15 protein-coding genes and 1 tRNA gene are annotated in these 14,968 nt (G+C 67.4%); 9 read left to right on the top strand and 7 right to left on the bottom strand.

The window, feature by feature from the left end:
• Positions 1 to 69: 69 nt before the first annotated feature.
• Positions 70 to 1,851: an ABC transporter ATP-binding protein gene (locus ACWDPV_RS18055; protein WP_449744073.1), complete on the bottom strand. Its 1,782-nt coding sequence runs from the start codon at positions 1,849 to 1,851 to the stop codon at positions 70 to 72.
• 502 nt (positions 1,852 to 2,353) lie between these two features.
• Here ACWDPV_RS18055 and ACWDPV_RS18050 point away from each other — a divergent pair.
• Positions 2,354 to 3,634 (top strand): uracil-xanthine permease family protein, encoded by a 1,281-nt coding sequence (locus tag ACWDPV_RS18050; protein ID WP_348803320.1) that lies wholly within the window; start codon positions 2,354 to 2,356, stop codon positions 3,632 to 3,634.
• Here ACWDPV_RS18050 and ACWDPV_RS18045 read toward each other — a convergent pair.
• A complete protein-coding gene (locus ACWDPV_RS18045; protein ID WP_449744072.1) occupies positions 3,621 to 5,528 on the bottom strand; it encodes an alpha/beta hydrolase in 1,908 nt (635 codons plus the stop codon). The two genes, ACWDPV_RS18050 and ACWDPV_RS18045, sit on opposite strands and share 14 nt — an antisense overlap.
• Positions 5,528 to 5,881: a hypothetical protein gene (locus ACWDPV_RS18040; RefSeq protein ID WP_449744071.1), complete on the bottom strand. Its 354-nt coding sequence runs from the start codon at positions 5,879 to 5,881 to the stop codon at positions 5,528 to 5,530. The genes ACWDPV_RS18045 and ACWDPV_RS18040 overlap by 1 nt, the downstream gene beginning before the upstream one ends.
• Positions 5,882 to 6,415: 534 nt before the next feature.
• Between ACWDPV_RS18040 and ACWDPV_RS18035 the strand changes: the two genes are divergently transcribed.
• The 8 genes from ACWDPV_RS18035 to ACWDPV_RS18000 all read left to right on the top strand — a co-directional run bounded on the left by ACWDPV_RS18035 (position 6,416) and on the right by ACWDPV_RS18000 (position 10,983).
• The gene (locus tag ACWDPV_RS18035) at positions 6,416 to 6,589 is read left to right on the top strand and encodes a helix-turn-helix transcriptional regulator (protein ID WP_449744070.1); all 174 of its coding nucleotides are present in this window, start codon (positions 6,416 to 6,418) and stop codon (positions 6,587 to 6,589) included.
• Positions 6,586 to 6,786 carry a hypothetical protein gene (locus ACWDPV_RS18030; RefSeq protein WP_449744069.1) on the top strand — a complete coding sequence of 67 codons (201 nt, stop codon included), beginning with the start codon at positions 6,586 to 6,588 and terminating at the stop codon, positions 6,784 to 6,786. The genes ACWDPV_RS18035 and ACWDPV_RS18030 overlap by 4 nt, the downstream gene beginning before the upstream one ends.
• A 397-nt stretch (positions 6,787 to 7,183) precedes the next feature.
• Positions 7,184 to 8,047 carry a helix-turn-helix domain-containing protein gene (locus ACWDPV_RS18025; protein WP_449744068.1) on the top strand — a complete coding sequence of 288 codons (864 nt, stop codon included), beginning with the start codon at positions 7,184 to 7,186 and terminating at the stop codon, positions 8,045 to 8,047.
• A 248-nt stretch (positions 8,048 to 8,295) separates the two neighbouring features.
• Positions 8,296 to 8,631, top strand: coding sequence for a hypothetical protein (locus ACWDPV_RS18020; RefSeq protein ID WP_449744067.1), 336 nt, complete (start codon positions 8,296 to 8,298; stop codon positions 8,629 to 8,631).
• Positions 8,631 to 9,248, top strand: coding sequence for a hypothetical protein (locus ACWDPV_RS18015; RefSeq protein ID WP_449744066.1), 618 nt, complete (start codon positions 8,631 to 8,633; stop codon positions 9,246 to 9,248). The genes ACWDPV_RS18020 and ACWDPV_RS18015 overlap by 1 nt, the downstream gene beginning before the upstream one ends.
• A 279-nt stretch (positions 9,249 to 9,527) precedes the next feature.
• Complete coding sequence (locus tag ACWDPV_RS18010) at positions 9,528 to 10,094, top strand: hypothetical protein (protein ID WP_449744065.1); 567 nt, start codon at positions 9,528 to 9,530, stop codon at positions 10,092 to 10,094.
• A gap of 22 nt (positions 10,095 to 10,116) precedes the next feature.
• Complete coding sequence (locus tag ACWDPV_RS18005; protein WP_449744064.1) at positions 10,117 to 10,284, top strand: hypothetical protein; 168 nt, start codon at positions 10,117 to 10,119, stop codon at positions 10,282 to 10,284.
• A 144-nt stretch (positions 10,285 to 10,428) separates the two neighbouring features.
• Complete coding sequence (locus tag ACWDPV_RS18000; protein WP_449744063.1) at positions 10,429 to 10,983, top strand: recombinase family protein; 555 nt, start codon at positions 10,429 to 10,431, stop codon at positions 10,981 to 10,983.
• A 92-nt stretch (positions 10,984 to 11,075) separates the two neighbouring features.
• On the opposite strand, the gene ACWDPV_RS17995 is transcribed toward ACWDPV_RS18000, so the two are convergent.
• From ACWDPV_RS17995 to ACWDPV_RS17980, 4 genes are all read right to left on the bottom strand, one after another.
• Positions 11,076 to 12,251 (bottom strand): tyrosine-type recombinase/integrase, encoded by a 1,176-nt coding sequence (locus ACWDPV_RS17995; RefSeq protein ID WP_449744062.1) that lies wholly within the window; start codon positions 12,249 to 12,251, stop codon positions 11,076 to 11,078.
• Between the two features lie 128 nt (positions 12,252 to 12,379).
• Positions 12,380 to 12,452, bottom strand: a tRNA-Arg gene (locus ACWDPV_RS17990).
• A 196-nt stretch (positions 12,453 to 12,648) separates the two neighbouring features.
• A complete protein-coding gene (locus ACWDPV_RS17985) occupies positions 12,649 to 13,356 on the bottom strand; it encodes a lysophospholipid acyltransferase family protein (RefSeq protein ID WP_348803324.1) in 708 nt (235 codons plus the stop codon).
• Positions 13,357 to 13,936: 580 nt separating this feature from the next.
• Complete coding sequence (locus ACWDPV_RS17980) at positions 13,937 to 14,764, bottom strand: alpha/beta fold hydrolase (RefSeq protein ID WP_449744061.1); 828 nt, start codon at positions 14,762 to 14,764, stop codon at positions 13,937 to 13,939.
• Between the last annotated feature and the right edge of the window lie 204 nt (positions 14,765 to 14,968).

The following is a 14,968-nucleotide window of genomic DNA, read 5'->3' as shown; positions in this document are numbered from 1 at the left end:
GTGCACGGTATCAGTGCACCAACACACTATGCAACGAAGTGCCTATGTGTATCGGTGCATATGGTGCGGCTATCCGGCAGCGGGTACGAATAGCCGGGTACCACGATCGGCCGGCACGGTGGGCAGATCCTCCGGAACGATCCACGGCGAGCGGTCGCGCAGGCGGCCGTCGCGCAGTTCGACGACGCGATCGGCGATGTCGGTGACGCGGCGATCGTGCGTGATCAGCAGGGTGGTGCGGCCGGCCGCGATCCGGGCCAGCGGGGCCAGGATGCGTCCCACGCTGGCGTCGTCGAGGCCCGAGGTGGGTTCGTCGAGAATGAGAACCGGGGTGTCACGAACCATGGCGCGCGCCATGGCGATTCGCTGCCGCTGCCCGCCCGAGAGGGTGAGTCCACCATCGTCGAGGACGCTGTCGTATCCATCGGGCAGGGACTGGATGAAGGGGTCGGCGTCGGCGGCGATGGCGGCCCGCACGATCTGCGCGCGGGTTGCCGCGGGTGCGCCGTAGGCGATGTTCTCGGCGACGGTGGCGCCTTTGATGATCGGTGTCTGGGGGAGCAGGGTGACGACGTCACGGATGTACTGGCCGGTCAGTGCCCCGTAGTCGTCGCCGCCGAGCCGGATGGTGCCGGAGTCGGGGTGCTCGAAGCGGCACAACAGTGACGCCAGAGTGGACTTGCCGACGCCGCTGGGTCCGACGAGGGCGGTGACGCTGCCGGGGCGAAAATCCAGGGACACTCGGTCGAGCACCGCGGCGGCGCCCCGATGCAGAGTCACCCCGCGCAGCGATACCGGCAGGCCATGGCGTGGTGATGTGGCCAGGGTGGGACTCGCACCCGCGCCCGGTCGGGCCGGCAGGGGTGTGGCGTCGTCGGCGTCGTGTTCGCTCGGTTCCAGGTCGAGTACCTCGGCCACGCGCTCGGCGCTGACCGCCGCCGACGCGATCGCCAGACGAGCGTCGGCGATCTCCTGCATCTTGGGATAGAGCAGACCCAGATAGCCGGTGAGGGCCAACAACTGGCCGATGGTGAGGTTGCCCTGGCGGACCTGCCAGACGCCGGCGACGGCGATGGCCAAGGTGACCACCACCTGCCCGAACCCCATGACGGCCCCGAATCCGGCCTCGACGCGGGTCTGCGATAGTCGCGCCGCACGCCACGCCGTCCCGTGCTCGTGCAGTGTCCGGTGCTCGCGCTGCTGTTGGTTGTAGGCGACGGCGGTTTCGTGGCCGATCAGGGCGGTCTGCACCGCGTCGGCGATGTCGGCGTTGGCGCCCCGTTCGTCGCGGGTGACCGCCACCTGCCGGCGTGCGAAGATCGCCGAGCAGGCCCACAGCATGGGGACCGCGGCGAGCGCGACCAGAGCAACCTGCCAGTTCATGATGAAGGCCGCGATGACGAGTCCGATCGTGTTGGTCAGGGCGATGATCATCTGCATCACGCCCGAGCCGACCAGGTACTCGACGGCCTCGAGATCGCTGGAGTGCCGGGTGACCAGGTTGCCCAGCCCCAGCCGACGATGGACGACCGGGTGCAGTCGCTGGACGTGGGCGAACAACCGATCACGGAGCCGCAGAACCACATTCTCCGACACCCCGACGGAGATGATCTGGCCGTGGTAGTCGGCCGCGGTGGAGATGGCGGTCAGACCGAGCCAGAGCGCCGCGAGTTTCGCGAAGGCCAGTGCGCTGTCGGAATTCAGTGCGCCGTCGACGACGTCGGCGAGGACGAAGACCGAGATGATCTCGCAGACGGCGGCCACCCCGAGCAGGACACCCGCGAAGGCGAAGCGTTTCCACTGTCCGCGCATGGCAGGAAGGAATCGTCGGATTGCTGTGGTGGCGTTCATGGTTTCTCCGCGGGGTCGTCGGGCATGGCCGAACCCGGCGTGACGGGCACGGTCACGCCGGGTTCACGGGAGGTCGGCGTCGACGGGCACAGGGGAGGATGACGTCGGCGCCGACCGGCCTAGGATCGAGTGATCCGGCTCACTGCCACACCCAGATCCACTGGAAGGTCCGCCAGTCCCACACCCGCACGCGACGCCGGCGGCGGGGCTGGGGCTGCGGCTGGCGTCGCTGCTGTTGCTGGGGCTGACGTTGCTGTCCTGGCATAAGGTGTTTCTCCTTCTCGATCTGGCCGGCACCGATGCCGACGAAGAAGAAACTATGGCTCGCACCTTCGCTCGCGCTGCCCGGTGGCTGGCAGTGCGCTGTCAGTGAAATCTGTACGGACACTGTGTATTACGTCAACGCGCGCGTGTTGTCCGATGTGCACGTACGCGGGTGTGCACGGTGTGGACACCACGTACTCGGAGCGCGCCGGTGACCCGCGTAGGCCAGACTGAGGCGATGCAGAGTCCCATCGACAGTGATCGACGATTCTTCGGGTGGACGCGGGTCGACGACGCGGTGGTCGTCGCTCCCGGTGAGCGACTGAGTTGGCCGCGGACCGTCGGAATCGGGCTGCAACACGTGGTGGCGATGTTCGGTGCGACGTTCCTGGTTCCGGTCCTGACCGGGTTTCCGCCGGCCACCACACTGTTGTTCTCGGGTATCGGCACCATCCTGTTCCTGCTGATCACCCGTAATCGGCTGCCGAGCTATCTCGGATCGAGCTTCGCCATCATCGCGCCGGTGACAGCGGCAGCGGCGTCGCATGGCCAGTCCTCGGCGCTGGGCGGCATCGTGGTGGTCGGTGCGCTGCTCGTGCTCATCGGCGTCATCGTGCACTTCGCCGGTACCCGGTGGATCGACGTGGTGATGCCGCCGATCGTCACCGGCACCATCGTCGCGCTGATCGGGCTGAACCTCGCGCCGAGCGCCAAGGACAACTTCGAGAAGCAGCCGGTGACCGCCACCGTGACCCTGGTGCTGCTGATCGCGTCGATCGCGCTCTTCCGCGGCCTGCTCGGCCGGCTGGCGATCGTCATCAGCGTCGTCCTGGGTTACCTGTTCGCATTCGCCCGCGGCGAGGTGGACACCTCCGGCATCGACAGTGCGGCGTGGATCGGTTTGCCGCACTTCCAGAGTCCGACATTCGCGTGGTCGGTCATCCCCACCTTCCTGCCGGTCGTCCTGGTGCTGGTGGTGGAGAACATCGGGCACGTGAAGTCGGTGGCGATGATGACGGGCACCGACTACGACGACCGGATCGGTCGGGCGCTGGCCGCCGACGGCCTCGCCACCGTACTGGCCGGCAGCGGGGGTGGCTCGGCCACCACCACCTACGCCGAGAACATCGGCGTCATGGCGGCGACCAAGGTGTATTCCACCGCGGCCTACTGGGTGGCCGGAATCGCCGCGATCGTCCTGGGACTGTGCCCCAAGGTCGGTGCGGTGATCGCGGCCATCCCGGCCGGCGTGCTCGGTGGCGTGACCACCGCCCTCTACGGTCTCGTCGGCATCATCGGCGTGCACATCTGGGTGAGCAATCGTGTCGACTTCGCCAAACCCATCAATCAGTTCACCGCGGCCATCCCGCTGGTCATCGGCATCGCGAACTTCACCTGGGCCATCGGCGGTGTGAGCTTCGGCGGTATCGCCATCGGTGCGGTGGCGGCACTGCTGATCTACCACGTCCTGTGGCTGTGCGGTCGGTGGCTCGGCACCGCCGGGGTCACCGCAACCTGAGCGGTACATCGAGGCCGCCGGGCAGCGGCACCGCCGGCAACGGGGTCAATGCCCGCACCAGATCGTCGACGCCGAAGCCACGGCTGTCGGGAGCGCCATCATCGAGTCCGCTCAACACCTCGGACACCGCCTCGCGTGCCCGGGTGGCCGCCCGCCCGAGGGAGTCCGCGGCCGCGTCGGCGGCCTCGCTTCCGTAGTGTCCGACGAGGCCGTCGGGACCGCGCGGGACGTATTCGGGTGGATGGCCGCCCCGGATCACCTCGACCATCGCCGCAAAGGCATCGGACTGCGGATCGTTCCAGTAGCCACCGTGCGCGCCGACGCCCTCCACCGGCGAACCGTCACTGTAGAAACCGGTGTCGAGCCGCGTCACCCCGGGCGCCGAATCCGGGTCGGAGCCATGCGGATTGCCCGGTAGTGACTGCACGGTCTGGATCGGATCACCGGGTGCGGTCAGCGAGTACCGCGCCACGTCGGGATTGGCGTTGTCCCAGGGGGTGTCGAACACGCCGGTGCCCGCCGACGACGCGTAGATGACGTTGTCGGCCCGCAGGCCGAGTTGCTCGGCCGAACCGACGACCGACCCGCCGTAGGAGTGTCCGACGAACGTTGTGGTGGCACCGGGTGCGGTGGAGGCGATCTCGGCGTCGAGGGCCTGCCCGAAGGCAACCAGACGTGGCGCCATGTCACGCGCGTAGTGGGGGTCGACGGATGTGTCGGAGGCGACATCGAGGGCATCGAACGGTGCCCGGAACGGCCCGATCGGGTTGCCCGGGATCAGGTCGATGCCGAGATCGCGCGCGGCGTCGGTGTCGACGATCGTCTGGGGGAGTTCGCCGTCCAGGTAGATGAACACCGGGCCGCCGGTCTGCTGCGCGAGATTCCAGGCCGACTGCCAGTTGCTGCCGCCGTACCCATTGACGTTGGTGCCCGTTCCGGGGACATAGACGGTGGCGTTGCGTGTTCTCGCAGTCAGTGAGCCGACCATCTCGATGAGGCGGGGATTCTCGCCGTCGGTGAACGAGACGTAGACCCGTTCGGTGTCGACTCCTTCCGGGACCTCCTGCGCCGTAACGGAATTCATGTTCTTCGCGTCCAGGGGGATAGCCCGCTGGCCGAGATAGGAGCGCAGCGTCGTCGCATGCTGGGTGTCGGGTCCGTGCGTGCGGATCTCGGTGGCCAGCGCGTTGCGGATGTTGATCTCGTTGGCGATGCCGCGTATCTCGAACGGCACCCCGTCGAGGTTGCCGACGCGTTCCGGGTCGGCCTGGATGAGCCGGCGCATGTCGGTGGGGGACAGCCCGGCGAGAAGCGTGCGCCGTTGCTCGATGCTCAACTGCTCCAGCCGGTCCACCATCGTGTCCGCGTCGAGAGTGCCGATCCCGGGGACGGTGATGTCGGGTTGGCCACCGACCATCGCCGCGAGATCACCCCGGAGATCGTCGAGGCGGGCCCCGTAGAGTTCGTCGATCTCGTCGATGACATCGAGTCCGCGCTGTATCCGGCCCTGATGGGCGGCGGCGCCGTCGGCTCGGGCGGCCTCTCGATGGGTCACCATCCCGGCGTCGGAGACGTCGTATCCGGCCCTGAGCGCCTCGGAGACCGCGAGCAGCACCACCTGCTTGGCGTGGGTCAGATCGGTTCCGGCATCCTTGGCCTCGTCGGTGATCTGCTGCAACACATTTCGGACCTCGTCGACGTGGTCGGCCTCCTGTGCGACGCATCGCTGCGCGGCATCGTGAGTGCGGCCGAACCAGAAGAACGGCCACTGAACGGAGTCGGCGAAGGCGTGGCGCGCGCCGTCGAGGGTCTGCGCGGCGCGTCCGGTGGCCTCTCCGGCGCCGGTGATCGCATCGGTGTTCCAGCCGCACAGGCCAGAGATGGTGGGGCGCATCAGCGTTCGCTCATGAAGCCGAAGATGCGTGCGACGTGTTCGTCGCTGTCCACCGACGTACTCGAGAAGCACTCGAGTGCCACACTCATCGCGTGCAGACGTCTGCTGATGCCGTCGAGGCAGGCCGTTGCCGACTCGGGCGTGGCACGCAGAGCGCCGACGACGCGGCTCGCCGGTCCGGGCGTGGCGGCGAGGGTGCCCAGGTCGATGTCGCCGATGACCTCGCTCTGGGTGTTCCACTGCGCGGAGATCGCCGCGATGTCGTCGGGGTCGAGTTCGACGCCCAGCACACCGTCGGGGAGGGTGCTCCCGATTCCGTTGTGCAGGAGATCGGTGAGTGGGTGGTCTGTCATGACTGCTCCTCCGGGTGCGTGGGATGGTCGATGACATATCCGACGCACGGGAGCGCGATCGGTTCCCTGGGTGGGAACGCTTGTGGAGAAGTGCGATCGATCTCGGGGCTATCGAGTGTTATCGGGTCGCGCGGGCTGTCGACGACTTGCGCGAGTGGCCGGGACCTGCGCGAATGGTGAGCACCCGCGCGAGTGAGTGAATCTCTGAGTGCCCCCGGCAGGATTCGAACCTGCGACCAGCTGATTAGAAGAGTGAGTGTCCTTCGGTATCTCGCCGCGTCCCGTGAAGTTTTGTGCGGCAGGCGTTTCCAGGCGGCATGGCATCACTTGGCATAACGTCGGATAACCTTCGCTACTGTCCATATTCGTCGAATAAGCGTCGACCTGACTGTACGCCTTCGGTGGGGGCGAGATCGACACTCTAGACACTGAGTGTTGCTGTCTAACAATGTAGTTCGAGTTTGATCCCGAGGTGGGCGTCGGGTATTTGTGGAGATGCCCGTGAACTACTTCGAGATGAGATGGTGAACACACATGGATCTCCTGAACACCAAGCAGGCCGCCGAGTACGTAGGACTCGCATTCCAGACGATGTCGAACATGCGTTGGCGTGGTGACGGCCCCGCCTACGTCAAGATGGGGCGAACGGTCCGATACCGCCGGGCCGACCTCGACGCCTGGGTTGCGTCGCAGGTGGTGTCGGCGTGACCTTCGCAGTAGTCCCCACCAACCACAACACCAACGTCTTCATCACCTCGCGCCCCGACGATGACGGTCGGCCGGTCATTGACGTCGACTTCGACCCCGCGGTCGCCGACGCGGTCGCGACTTTCGATCTCGACGCCGCGGAGGAACTGGTCATCGAGCTTGCCCGCCTCGTTGCTGCAGGGCGGGCCGCGTCGTGACCGGGGCACACCCTGATCGCCGCGAGCGCATTTCGGCGCTCACGGGGGAAATCAGCGCCCAGTTTCCGCGTGGTGTGCAGTGCGAGGGATGCGGCGCGGTCGCGGACCGACTCACCGCGGCCATGTGGGCGCCGGTGGCTGACGAACGTCACGAGCGCCGCCGACACCGGCGTCGGTTGTGCCCCGAGTGTGCCTCGTGATCGACCAGGAACGCCGCGACGCCATCGAGGACCTCGGACTCACGGAAACCGCTGTGACGGCCGATGAGGAACCGTTGCCCGACCTATCGCCCGACACCCCCGAATAGCGCGAACGGCCCCTACCTACGCGGTGGGGGCCGTTCTGCTGGTCACCGGCTGCCCAGCCGGGAACAACTTCTAACAACAGGAGATTCTACGTGACGAAACTCGATTGGCTGCGCTCCCTGCGCGGCGCCGACCTCACTCCGCTGCAGTTCCGCGTGTTGGTGATCCTGGCGACCTACGCCAACGCCGACGGCTCGGACGCGCGGCCCGGTGTCGACCGCCTCATCCGCGAGTGCCAGACGAGTCGTAAGTCGATCCAGCGTTCCCTGCGGCAGCTGGTCGAGGCTGGCCACATCGAGGTGGTGTCCGCTGGTGGTGGTCGCGGACGGGCCGCGGAGTATCGCATCGTGTTGCACGAGATGGCCAGAAAGGGCGTCACCAGCGACGCCGATTCCACAGAAAGGGCGTCACTGGGGACCCGAAAGGGTGTCACCGGTGACGCCCCAGTAGGTCCTAGACCAGGTCCTACTACTCCTTCTTCTGGTGCACCGCTGCGCGATTGCACCGGCGACCGACTGATCCGGAAGCGGTTCCCGATCATCTCGGAGCGTTTCCCGGAGCCCATCCCGGGAGTCTTCGACCTCGAAAAGACAGACACGCGGTGCCAGTTGCCGGGGCGGGGGAAGTGGCAGCCGAACCGTTCGCATTGGCGCCTGATTCGCGATCTGCGCGACGATCATGGCGTGTTGGTAGTCCCGGGACAGGTGGATGCGGTATTCGAGGCCTGGGAGGCGATGTGTGGTGGCGACCGGGTGTCGGCGAACTGGGGTGCATCGCTTCACGGCGCCATTCAAGCGATCGCAGAACATCTCGGGGGGCCAGAGGTCTACATCGACCAGTCCGGCTATGGGGCCGGATTCCGGTTCGATGTCAACTACGGGGAGGGCGGGGAGTTGGTAAACCTCTTCGAGTACTTCTGCGATGAACAGCGTCGGCGACCGCTGCGGGCGGTGTGAGTAGGCATAGACCCCGCCCGCCCGCGCTGCCGGGATGACGGGCGGGGTCCGATGCCCGGCGCGGGTTGTCTCTCCGGCGCCGAGGCCTCGATTGTATCAAAGGTTGTATTGCCTCACGTTCTAACTTTCTTCCGACTGAGATACCAAGTAGCGCAACATTATTGGCGTGTCGATCAGCTCGTCGAGCGCGCCGACCAGGGAGAATTGACCCCGGGCCGGACAGATCCCGGCCCGGGTAAGGGTTGTAGATGAACCGCCTGTCGGTGATCGTCACCCCGGGTGGCTTCGCCTCTCTCGCCACCCGGGGTGATCATCCGCCCGCCCGAGAGATCCACTTCGAGGAGGCCCCAGTGGCCAAGAATGAAACCCGTTGCCCCACATGCGATTCAGTGGTGGCACCCGGCAGTCCCGAGGATGTTGCGCTGACCGCAGCTGTCGACGCGGGCAAGGCCGAGAACCCACACGCCGTGCGCCAGGCCCGCCAGCTCAAGGCCTCGCGCGCCCACCGCAACACCTCCGCGAAGGAAACCGCCGCAGAGGTCGACAAGATCCGCGAGGCCCGCCGCGGCAAGGTGCGGTTCTGATGAGCGCCGTGGAACAGCTCGCCGACCTCGACCGGCGGATCGACTCAGGCATCGACGTCGACGCCGCCGAGTACCAGGTGGTGCGCGCTGCCGCGGAGATCGAGGAACGCATCGAGAGAGCCCGTCAGATCAACGCTCACGCGATGGCGCGCCGCAACGCACGCCAGGCCCGCGCCGCCGCGGTCGAGGCCCTGGCGACCGACCTGGACGTGCGGCTGGTGGAGCTGCGCGGCGCCGTCGAGGCCATCGCCGGTGCTGACGGGGTCCTGGAGGACCCGAGCTGTCACACGGCCGCCAAGTGGGCCCAGGCGGCGATGCGCGACGCCGAGCTGGTGGCCAAGCGCATCCGGCACGAGATCGGACATTCGCAGTGCGGCGACACCTTCGGCACCTGCCAGTGGTGCACGTGGGTGCCTGGAGATCCGCGCGCGGTCGCCTTCGACTTCGCCGCCAAGGCTCACCAGGTCCGCGAGTACCTGGTGCCGATCGAGAGCCACTACGCGCACCCGTGGCGTCCCGATCCCGCCGGGGTGCGCGGACACCTCGCCGATGTGCACCGGTACGTCGACGCCCTGCGGTCGCTGGTGCATCCCCTGCTGTCCGAGGATCTCCAGTGAGCAGGCCGACGACCGTGACCCTCTGGCCGACACACCGGCGCAAGGCGTCCCAGGCGCGCCGCAACCGGGCCACGCGCGGCCGTGAGCCTCTCCGGCGTCGCCGGTGATGTGCACCTCGTGTGGCCTCACGCTGCCCTCTCCGGCCCTCGACGACGACGGCCGGTGTGAGGACTGCGCCGACCCCGCCCGCCGCGTCCCAGAGCCTGCACGGGCCCGCCAGGGGCGCGTCGTGTGGTCCGGGGCCATCGCCCGCCGAGACCGAGACCCGTGGGGCAACGGATGACCGAGAAGCAGGCCGACGCTGATGCCGGCGACAAGTTCGTGTGTCGATCCGCGCGCGGGTCACGCAAGCCGACCGAGAACGACCGCCGAGCGATCCTGGCATGCCGGGACCGGGGCCTGTCTCAGTCGGCCACCGCGCGGGAACTGGGTCTGAGCCAACCCGGTCTGAGTCGGTGGTCCAAGCGTGAGGGCATCTCATGGGCCCAGGCGCCGAGTCCGGCGACCGAAGTGCAGCGCGAACGCCTGCGCCAGGCCCGCCGAGACCTGGCCGAGCAGACGATGGCCGACGCCCTGGAGATCCGTAAACGCCTGTGGGGCAAGGGGATTAAGCATGTGGCCACACGGGACGGGGTCGAGACCATCGAGACCGACCTACCGAGTGCCCGCGACGTCGCCGACCTGGCGACCGCGGTGGAGCGCCTGGTGAGGGTGAGCGCGCACGCTGACGCCCTCGATGCCGCGGACTCGATACCTGACCAGGTGAGCATGCTGGGCCTCGTGCGCCTGCAGATGGCGGCCTACGTCGCCCAGGAGGCCGCCGCCGACGAGATCGACGTCGAGTGACCCCGTGCCGAAGGAGAACCGAATGACGACATCCACCGACACCCTGCTGCGTGCACTCGATGGCATGGCCGAGCTGGCCGAGACTCCGCAGGCCCGTGCATTCATCGCCGGGGCCCGCAGCGCTGTCGCGATCCTCAGCGGGGTCGAGGTCGACATCACCGACGGCATGGCCGTCTTCGAGGCCAACTGAACTTGTCAAACTAGGGCATACCCTCGCTGAACTGGGCGGTCGATCGTATTTCGCGTCAAACAAGGGTCCAAGAACAATTGTTTGACACCCTGGCCATCAGGGTCTAGACTCTAGTTAGACAGTCGGCCAGGGAGAGGGCACACCATGCGGATCGGATACCAGCGAGTCAGCACCGTCGATCAGAACGAGGCCCGCCAACTCGACGGCGTCGCGGTGGAGAAGATGTTCACCGACAAGGCGAGCGGTAAGGATCGCAACCGCCCGCAGCTGGCGGCGTGCATCGAGTTCGCCCGCGAGGGTGACACGGTGCTGGTGCACTCGCTCGACCGCATGGGGCGCAACGTCAACGACCTGCGCGACATCATCGAGGAACTGAACGCCAAAGGCGTCACCGTCGAGTTCGTCTCCCAGGGCCTTGCGTTCAGTGGGCAGGATTCGCCGATGTCCAAGCTCCTGCTGACCATGCTGGGCGCCGTGGCTGAGTTCGAGTTGGCCACCATCCGCGAGCGCCAGGCTGAGGGGATCGCCAAGGCCAAGGCTGCCGGTGTCTACAAGGGCCGCAAGGCATCGCTCACCGACAACCAGGCCGCCGAGTTGGTCCGCCGGATGGATGCGGGCGAGTCGGTCGCCTCGCTGGCCCGGGAGTTCGGGATCTCCCGGCAGTCGGCCTACAACTACCGCAAGGCTGCCCTGGCCTGACCCTGAACGCCGAACGGCCCCGAGTGCATCTCGCACCCGGGGCCGTTGTCGTTCCGCCGGCATATCGTTAGTACGGCTAACGATATGCCCGTCTATGCCGCCGGATCTGCCGACGCCGAAGCGGGGTCGAACTGGTCGACCACTTCGCGATGGTCGGCCCGGCGAACCCGCTCGATGTAGTGCGCGCGGGTGACCGCGTCAGATGCGTGGCCCAGTTGATCGGCCGCCGCCTGGGCGCCCTTGGCGGTCGCCACCGCGGTCGCCACCGCCTTGCGCATGGTGTGCGGCTTCACCCAGTCCTCGACGCCCAGACGGTCCCGTGCGGCCCGCCACGAGTCCCGGAAGTTGCACGGATCACGAAGCGTGCCGACCGCTGAGGCGAACACCGCGTCTTCGGCGTTCGGGAATGACCCGAGCTGCCTTTCCATGAGCACCGGCACCACCCACGAGGGCAGCGCAAGCACCAGCACGTCGTCGTCGTCCTTGCCCTTGCCGTGGGGTTGGATCACGAGTCCCTGCCCCTTGATGCGGATCACCGTCCCGTGGATCCGCACAGTGGGTGCCTCGTCCTCGGCGGGCGCCAAGTCGAGGTCGGACCACCGCACCGCGAGCGCCTCACCGATCCGGACGCCGGTGGCGACCAGGAAGTCGACGACGTCGGGCACGTCGGACCGGACAGCCTTGGGGTCGGCGCGAAGCCGTGTTCGGAGGTCGCGCACTTCCTCGATCGACAAGGCTTTAGGCTTCGATTTGGGCGCGGCAATTTTCAAGTCGCGCAACGGATTACGATCGCACGCTCCGTTGTCGATGGCCAGCTGAAACATGCCGGACAGTACCGACCGCATCACCTTGGCGGTCGCCGCGCCGATATTCTCCGAGACCGTCTGCAGGTGTCCGTTGCACCTGGAGGTGGTGCACTCCCGGACCCGAAGCTCGCCCATGGCGGGCACGACGTAGGTTCGCACCACCTCGTCGTAGCGCTTCTTGGTGTTGGTCGCCCGGTCGGACCGCTCGACGTCGGCCAGCCACGCATCGGCCAGGGCGCGGATGCGGGTGTCGGCGGTGATCGTCTCGTCTGCCGGTGTCACCCGGTGGGTTAGCTTGCGCTGTAGACGCCGCTCGGCGTCGGCCTTGCTGGTGCCGCTGGCCGTCACCACCCGGGTGCGGCCGTCGAGGTCGCGGTACCTGCACCACGCGGTGCACGGGGTGCCTCGCTTCGAGCTGATCTTGCCGTGGGTGCCCACGTCCAAGCGTGGTCGTCCTGCCATCTTGCTGCCTCTCTCCCAGGTGGAAGCAAGTCTAGACAGGGTGGCCGACAGTCCGACGAATATCCGTCGAATAATCGTCGACCGGGACTATCCGCCACGCCTGGTGGCGAGCGTTTCTGCTGGTGAAGTGCCCCCGGCAGGATTCGAACCTGCGACCAGCTGATTAGAAGGCAGCTGCTCTATCCCCTGAGCTACGGAGGCGTGCCGCAGCGGGCGACCCGGTCACGGCGTGGCGAGTATATCGGGTCGTGAGGAGCTCACCGTTGCGCGCCCGGGATGGTCGTATGGTGCCGGTGCTCCCGGCCGGTGACCGTCCCCTCCGCGATCACCGACCTGGCCGCTCCAGCATGCAGTACCCGCGGACGCTCACCGCCTTCGCCGGCTCGCCTGTGGATAACTATCCCGGCGTCGGCGTCGGGCCCATCGCGTCGATCTGCCAACGCAATTCGCGTAGGAGATCGCCCGGTGTGGCGAAATCGTCGGGCTGGAGTGGTTCTCCGAAGAGCAGGGTGACCTGCCGGTGCCGATCGAACGCCTTGCCGTTGCGGCGAAACTTCTTGAGCGGCAACACGTCATTGGAGCCGATGATCTTCACCGGGATCACCGGGGTGCGGGTGCGGAAGGCGAGAACCGCGGCACCAGGTTTGAATCGGACATGCTCACCGGGTGGGACGCACCGGCCTTCGGGATAGATGATCACCGCGCCGCCGAATCGCAGTGCGGTCTCCAACCGCTCCAACGCCGTCGATCCCGAGACCTTGCTCGTGCGTTCCACCGGGATGAAGTCGAGTTTGCGGACCAGCCAGCCGGCGACCGGCCACGACCACAGTTCGGCCATGGCGATGGCGATCGCCCGTCTGCGCAGCGCTCCCCAGAGGAAGATCCCGTCGAGCATCGAGATGTGGTTGCTCGCGAGGATCACCGGTCCCGACCGCGGCACGACCTCCCGGTGGGATACCCGGACGTGGACGATCTTGAGCATCGCGAGCATGCGCAGGATGCGCCGGACGATGCGTGTGGTCACCCAGGCGCGGAACCCGAGTCCGCGGGGGCGCCGCGCGGGCCGGCCGTCGACCGGTGCCTCAGGAGTCACTTGTTCGTCCATCTCGATGGGAGTGCTCCTCGACTGATAGTGGGCGTGGCGATGGTGTTGTTGATACCGCACACCACTCGGTCACTGCACAGCAACATCATCCGCTTGTCGGACATCGCCGAATGTGTCGAGGCGAAACAAATCGTGGTTCACGCAGCGTTCAGCGGAACGCTGGGTCGGTGAGCGTTCGGCGGAACGCTGGGTCGGTGAGCGTTCGGCGGAACGCTGGGTCGGTGAGCGTTCGGCGGAACGCTGGGTCGGTGAGCGTTCGGCGGAACGCTGGGGCGGTGAGCGTTCGGCGGAACGCTGGGGCGGTGAGCGTTCGGCGGAACGCTGGGTCGGTGAGCGTTCGGCGGAACGCTGGGTCGGTGAGCGTTCGGCGGAACGCTGGGGCGGTGAGCGTTCGGCGGAACGCTGGGGCGGTGAGCGTTCGGCGGAACGCCGGGGCGGTGAGCGTTCGGCGGAACGCCGGGGCGGTGAGCGTTCAGCGGAACGCCGGGGCGGTGAGCGTTCAGCGGAACGCCGGGTCGGTGAGCGTTCAGCGGAACGCCGGGTCGGTGAGCGTTCAGCGGAACGCCGGGTCGGTGAGCGTTCAGCGGAACGCTGGGGCGGTGAGCGTTGTCGCCCTGCGCACGTGGTCGCGCACCGCCTCGGCGACCAGCGCGGGATTCTCCAGCGTCGGGATGTGGCCGACACCGGGGAGGACGACCTCCTCCACGTGATCGGGTAGCCCGTCGAGGAGCCGTCGCATGCAGCCGTCGCGGGTGAGGAAGGTGTCGAACTCCGACAGGATGAGGGTCATCGGCGCGGTGACAGCCCGGATGTCGTCGTCGGTGAGTGGGCCGTCGCGCAGACAGGCCAGCTGCATCAGCAGGTAGATCGGGCAGTGCGAGACCGCGCGCACGACGTTCGTCGCGTCGTCGGCGGACACGGCGGTGACGTCGGTGCTGCAATTGCGGATGATCGGCCGCTGGAAACGTTCACTTCGCGCCGCCCGATCACCGCGCAGGCGTGCCACCGCGGCGAGCGGGAACTGGCCGATGAATCCGAGTCCGAGTCGGAACTCGGTCATGGAGAACCGTTTCCAGCCCCCGGCCGGGTTGATCGGTGCGAGGGAGCGGGCGCGGCCCCGCCGTTCGAGTTCGAAGGCGAGTTGCCCACCGAGGGAACAGCCGACCACGTGGCAGGTGTCCCAGCCAATCGCGTCGAGCTCACGTTCGATGCCGTCGGCCAGTCCGGCGACGCCCACGTCACGCAGGCGCAGCCGGGGTCCTCCCCAGTGTCCGGGCATGGTGATCGCCGCGACGTCGTGGTCGGCCGCGAGGTCGTCGACGACGGCGTGCCACATGTGATGCGACAAGCTGAATCCGTGTAGCAGCAGTACCGGTTCGCCCGCCCCGGCCCGAATCATCGACATCATTGGCCCCCGTCCTCGGAATGACTCCACAGGTAACAGGGCACGAGGACGGTGTCCAGGACTCAGGGTGCTGCGTCCGCTGATCAGTGGCCTCCCAGCGGCCGACCTCGTCCCCGCTAGGATTGACGGGTGTTTCGGGATGCGACCGCGTCCGGTTCGTTCGCTACGTGCCCGGACGCGCTGGCCCTCCCACCATGCGCGACGACA

The sequence above is a fragment of the Gordonia sp. NPDC003504 genome (genome assembly GCF_053587995.1).
This window is presented reverse-complemented; position numbering and strand designations above follow the sequence as displayed.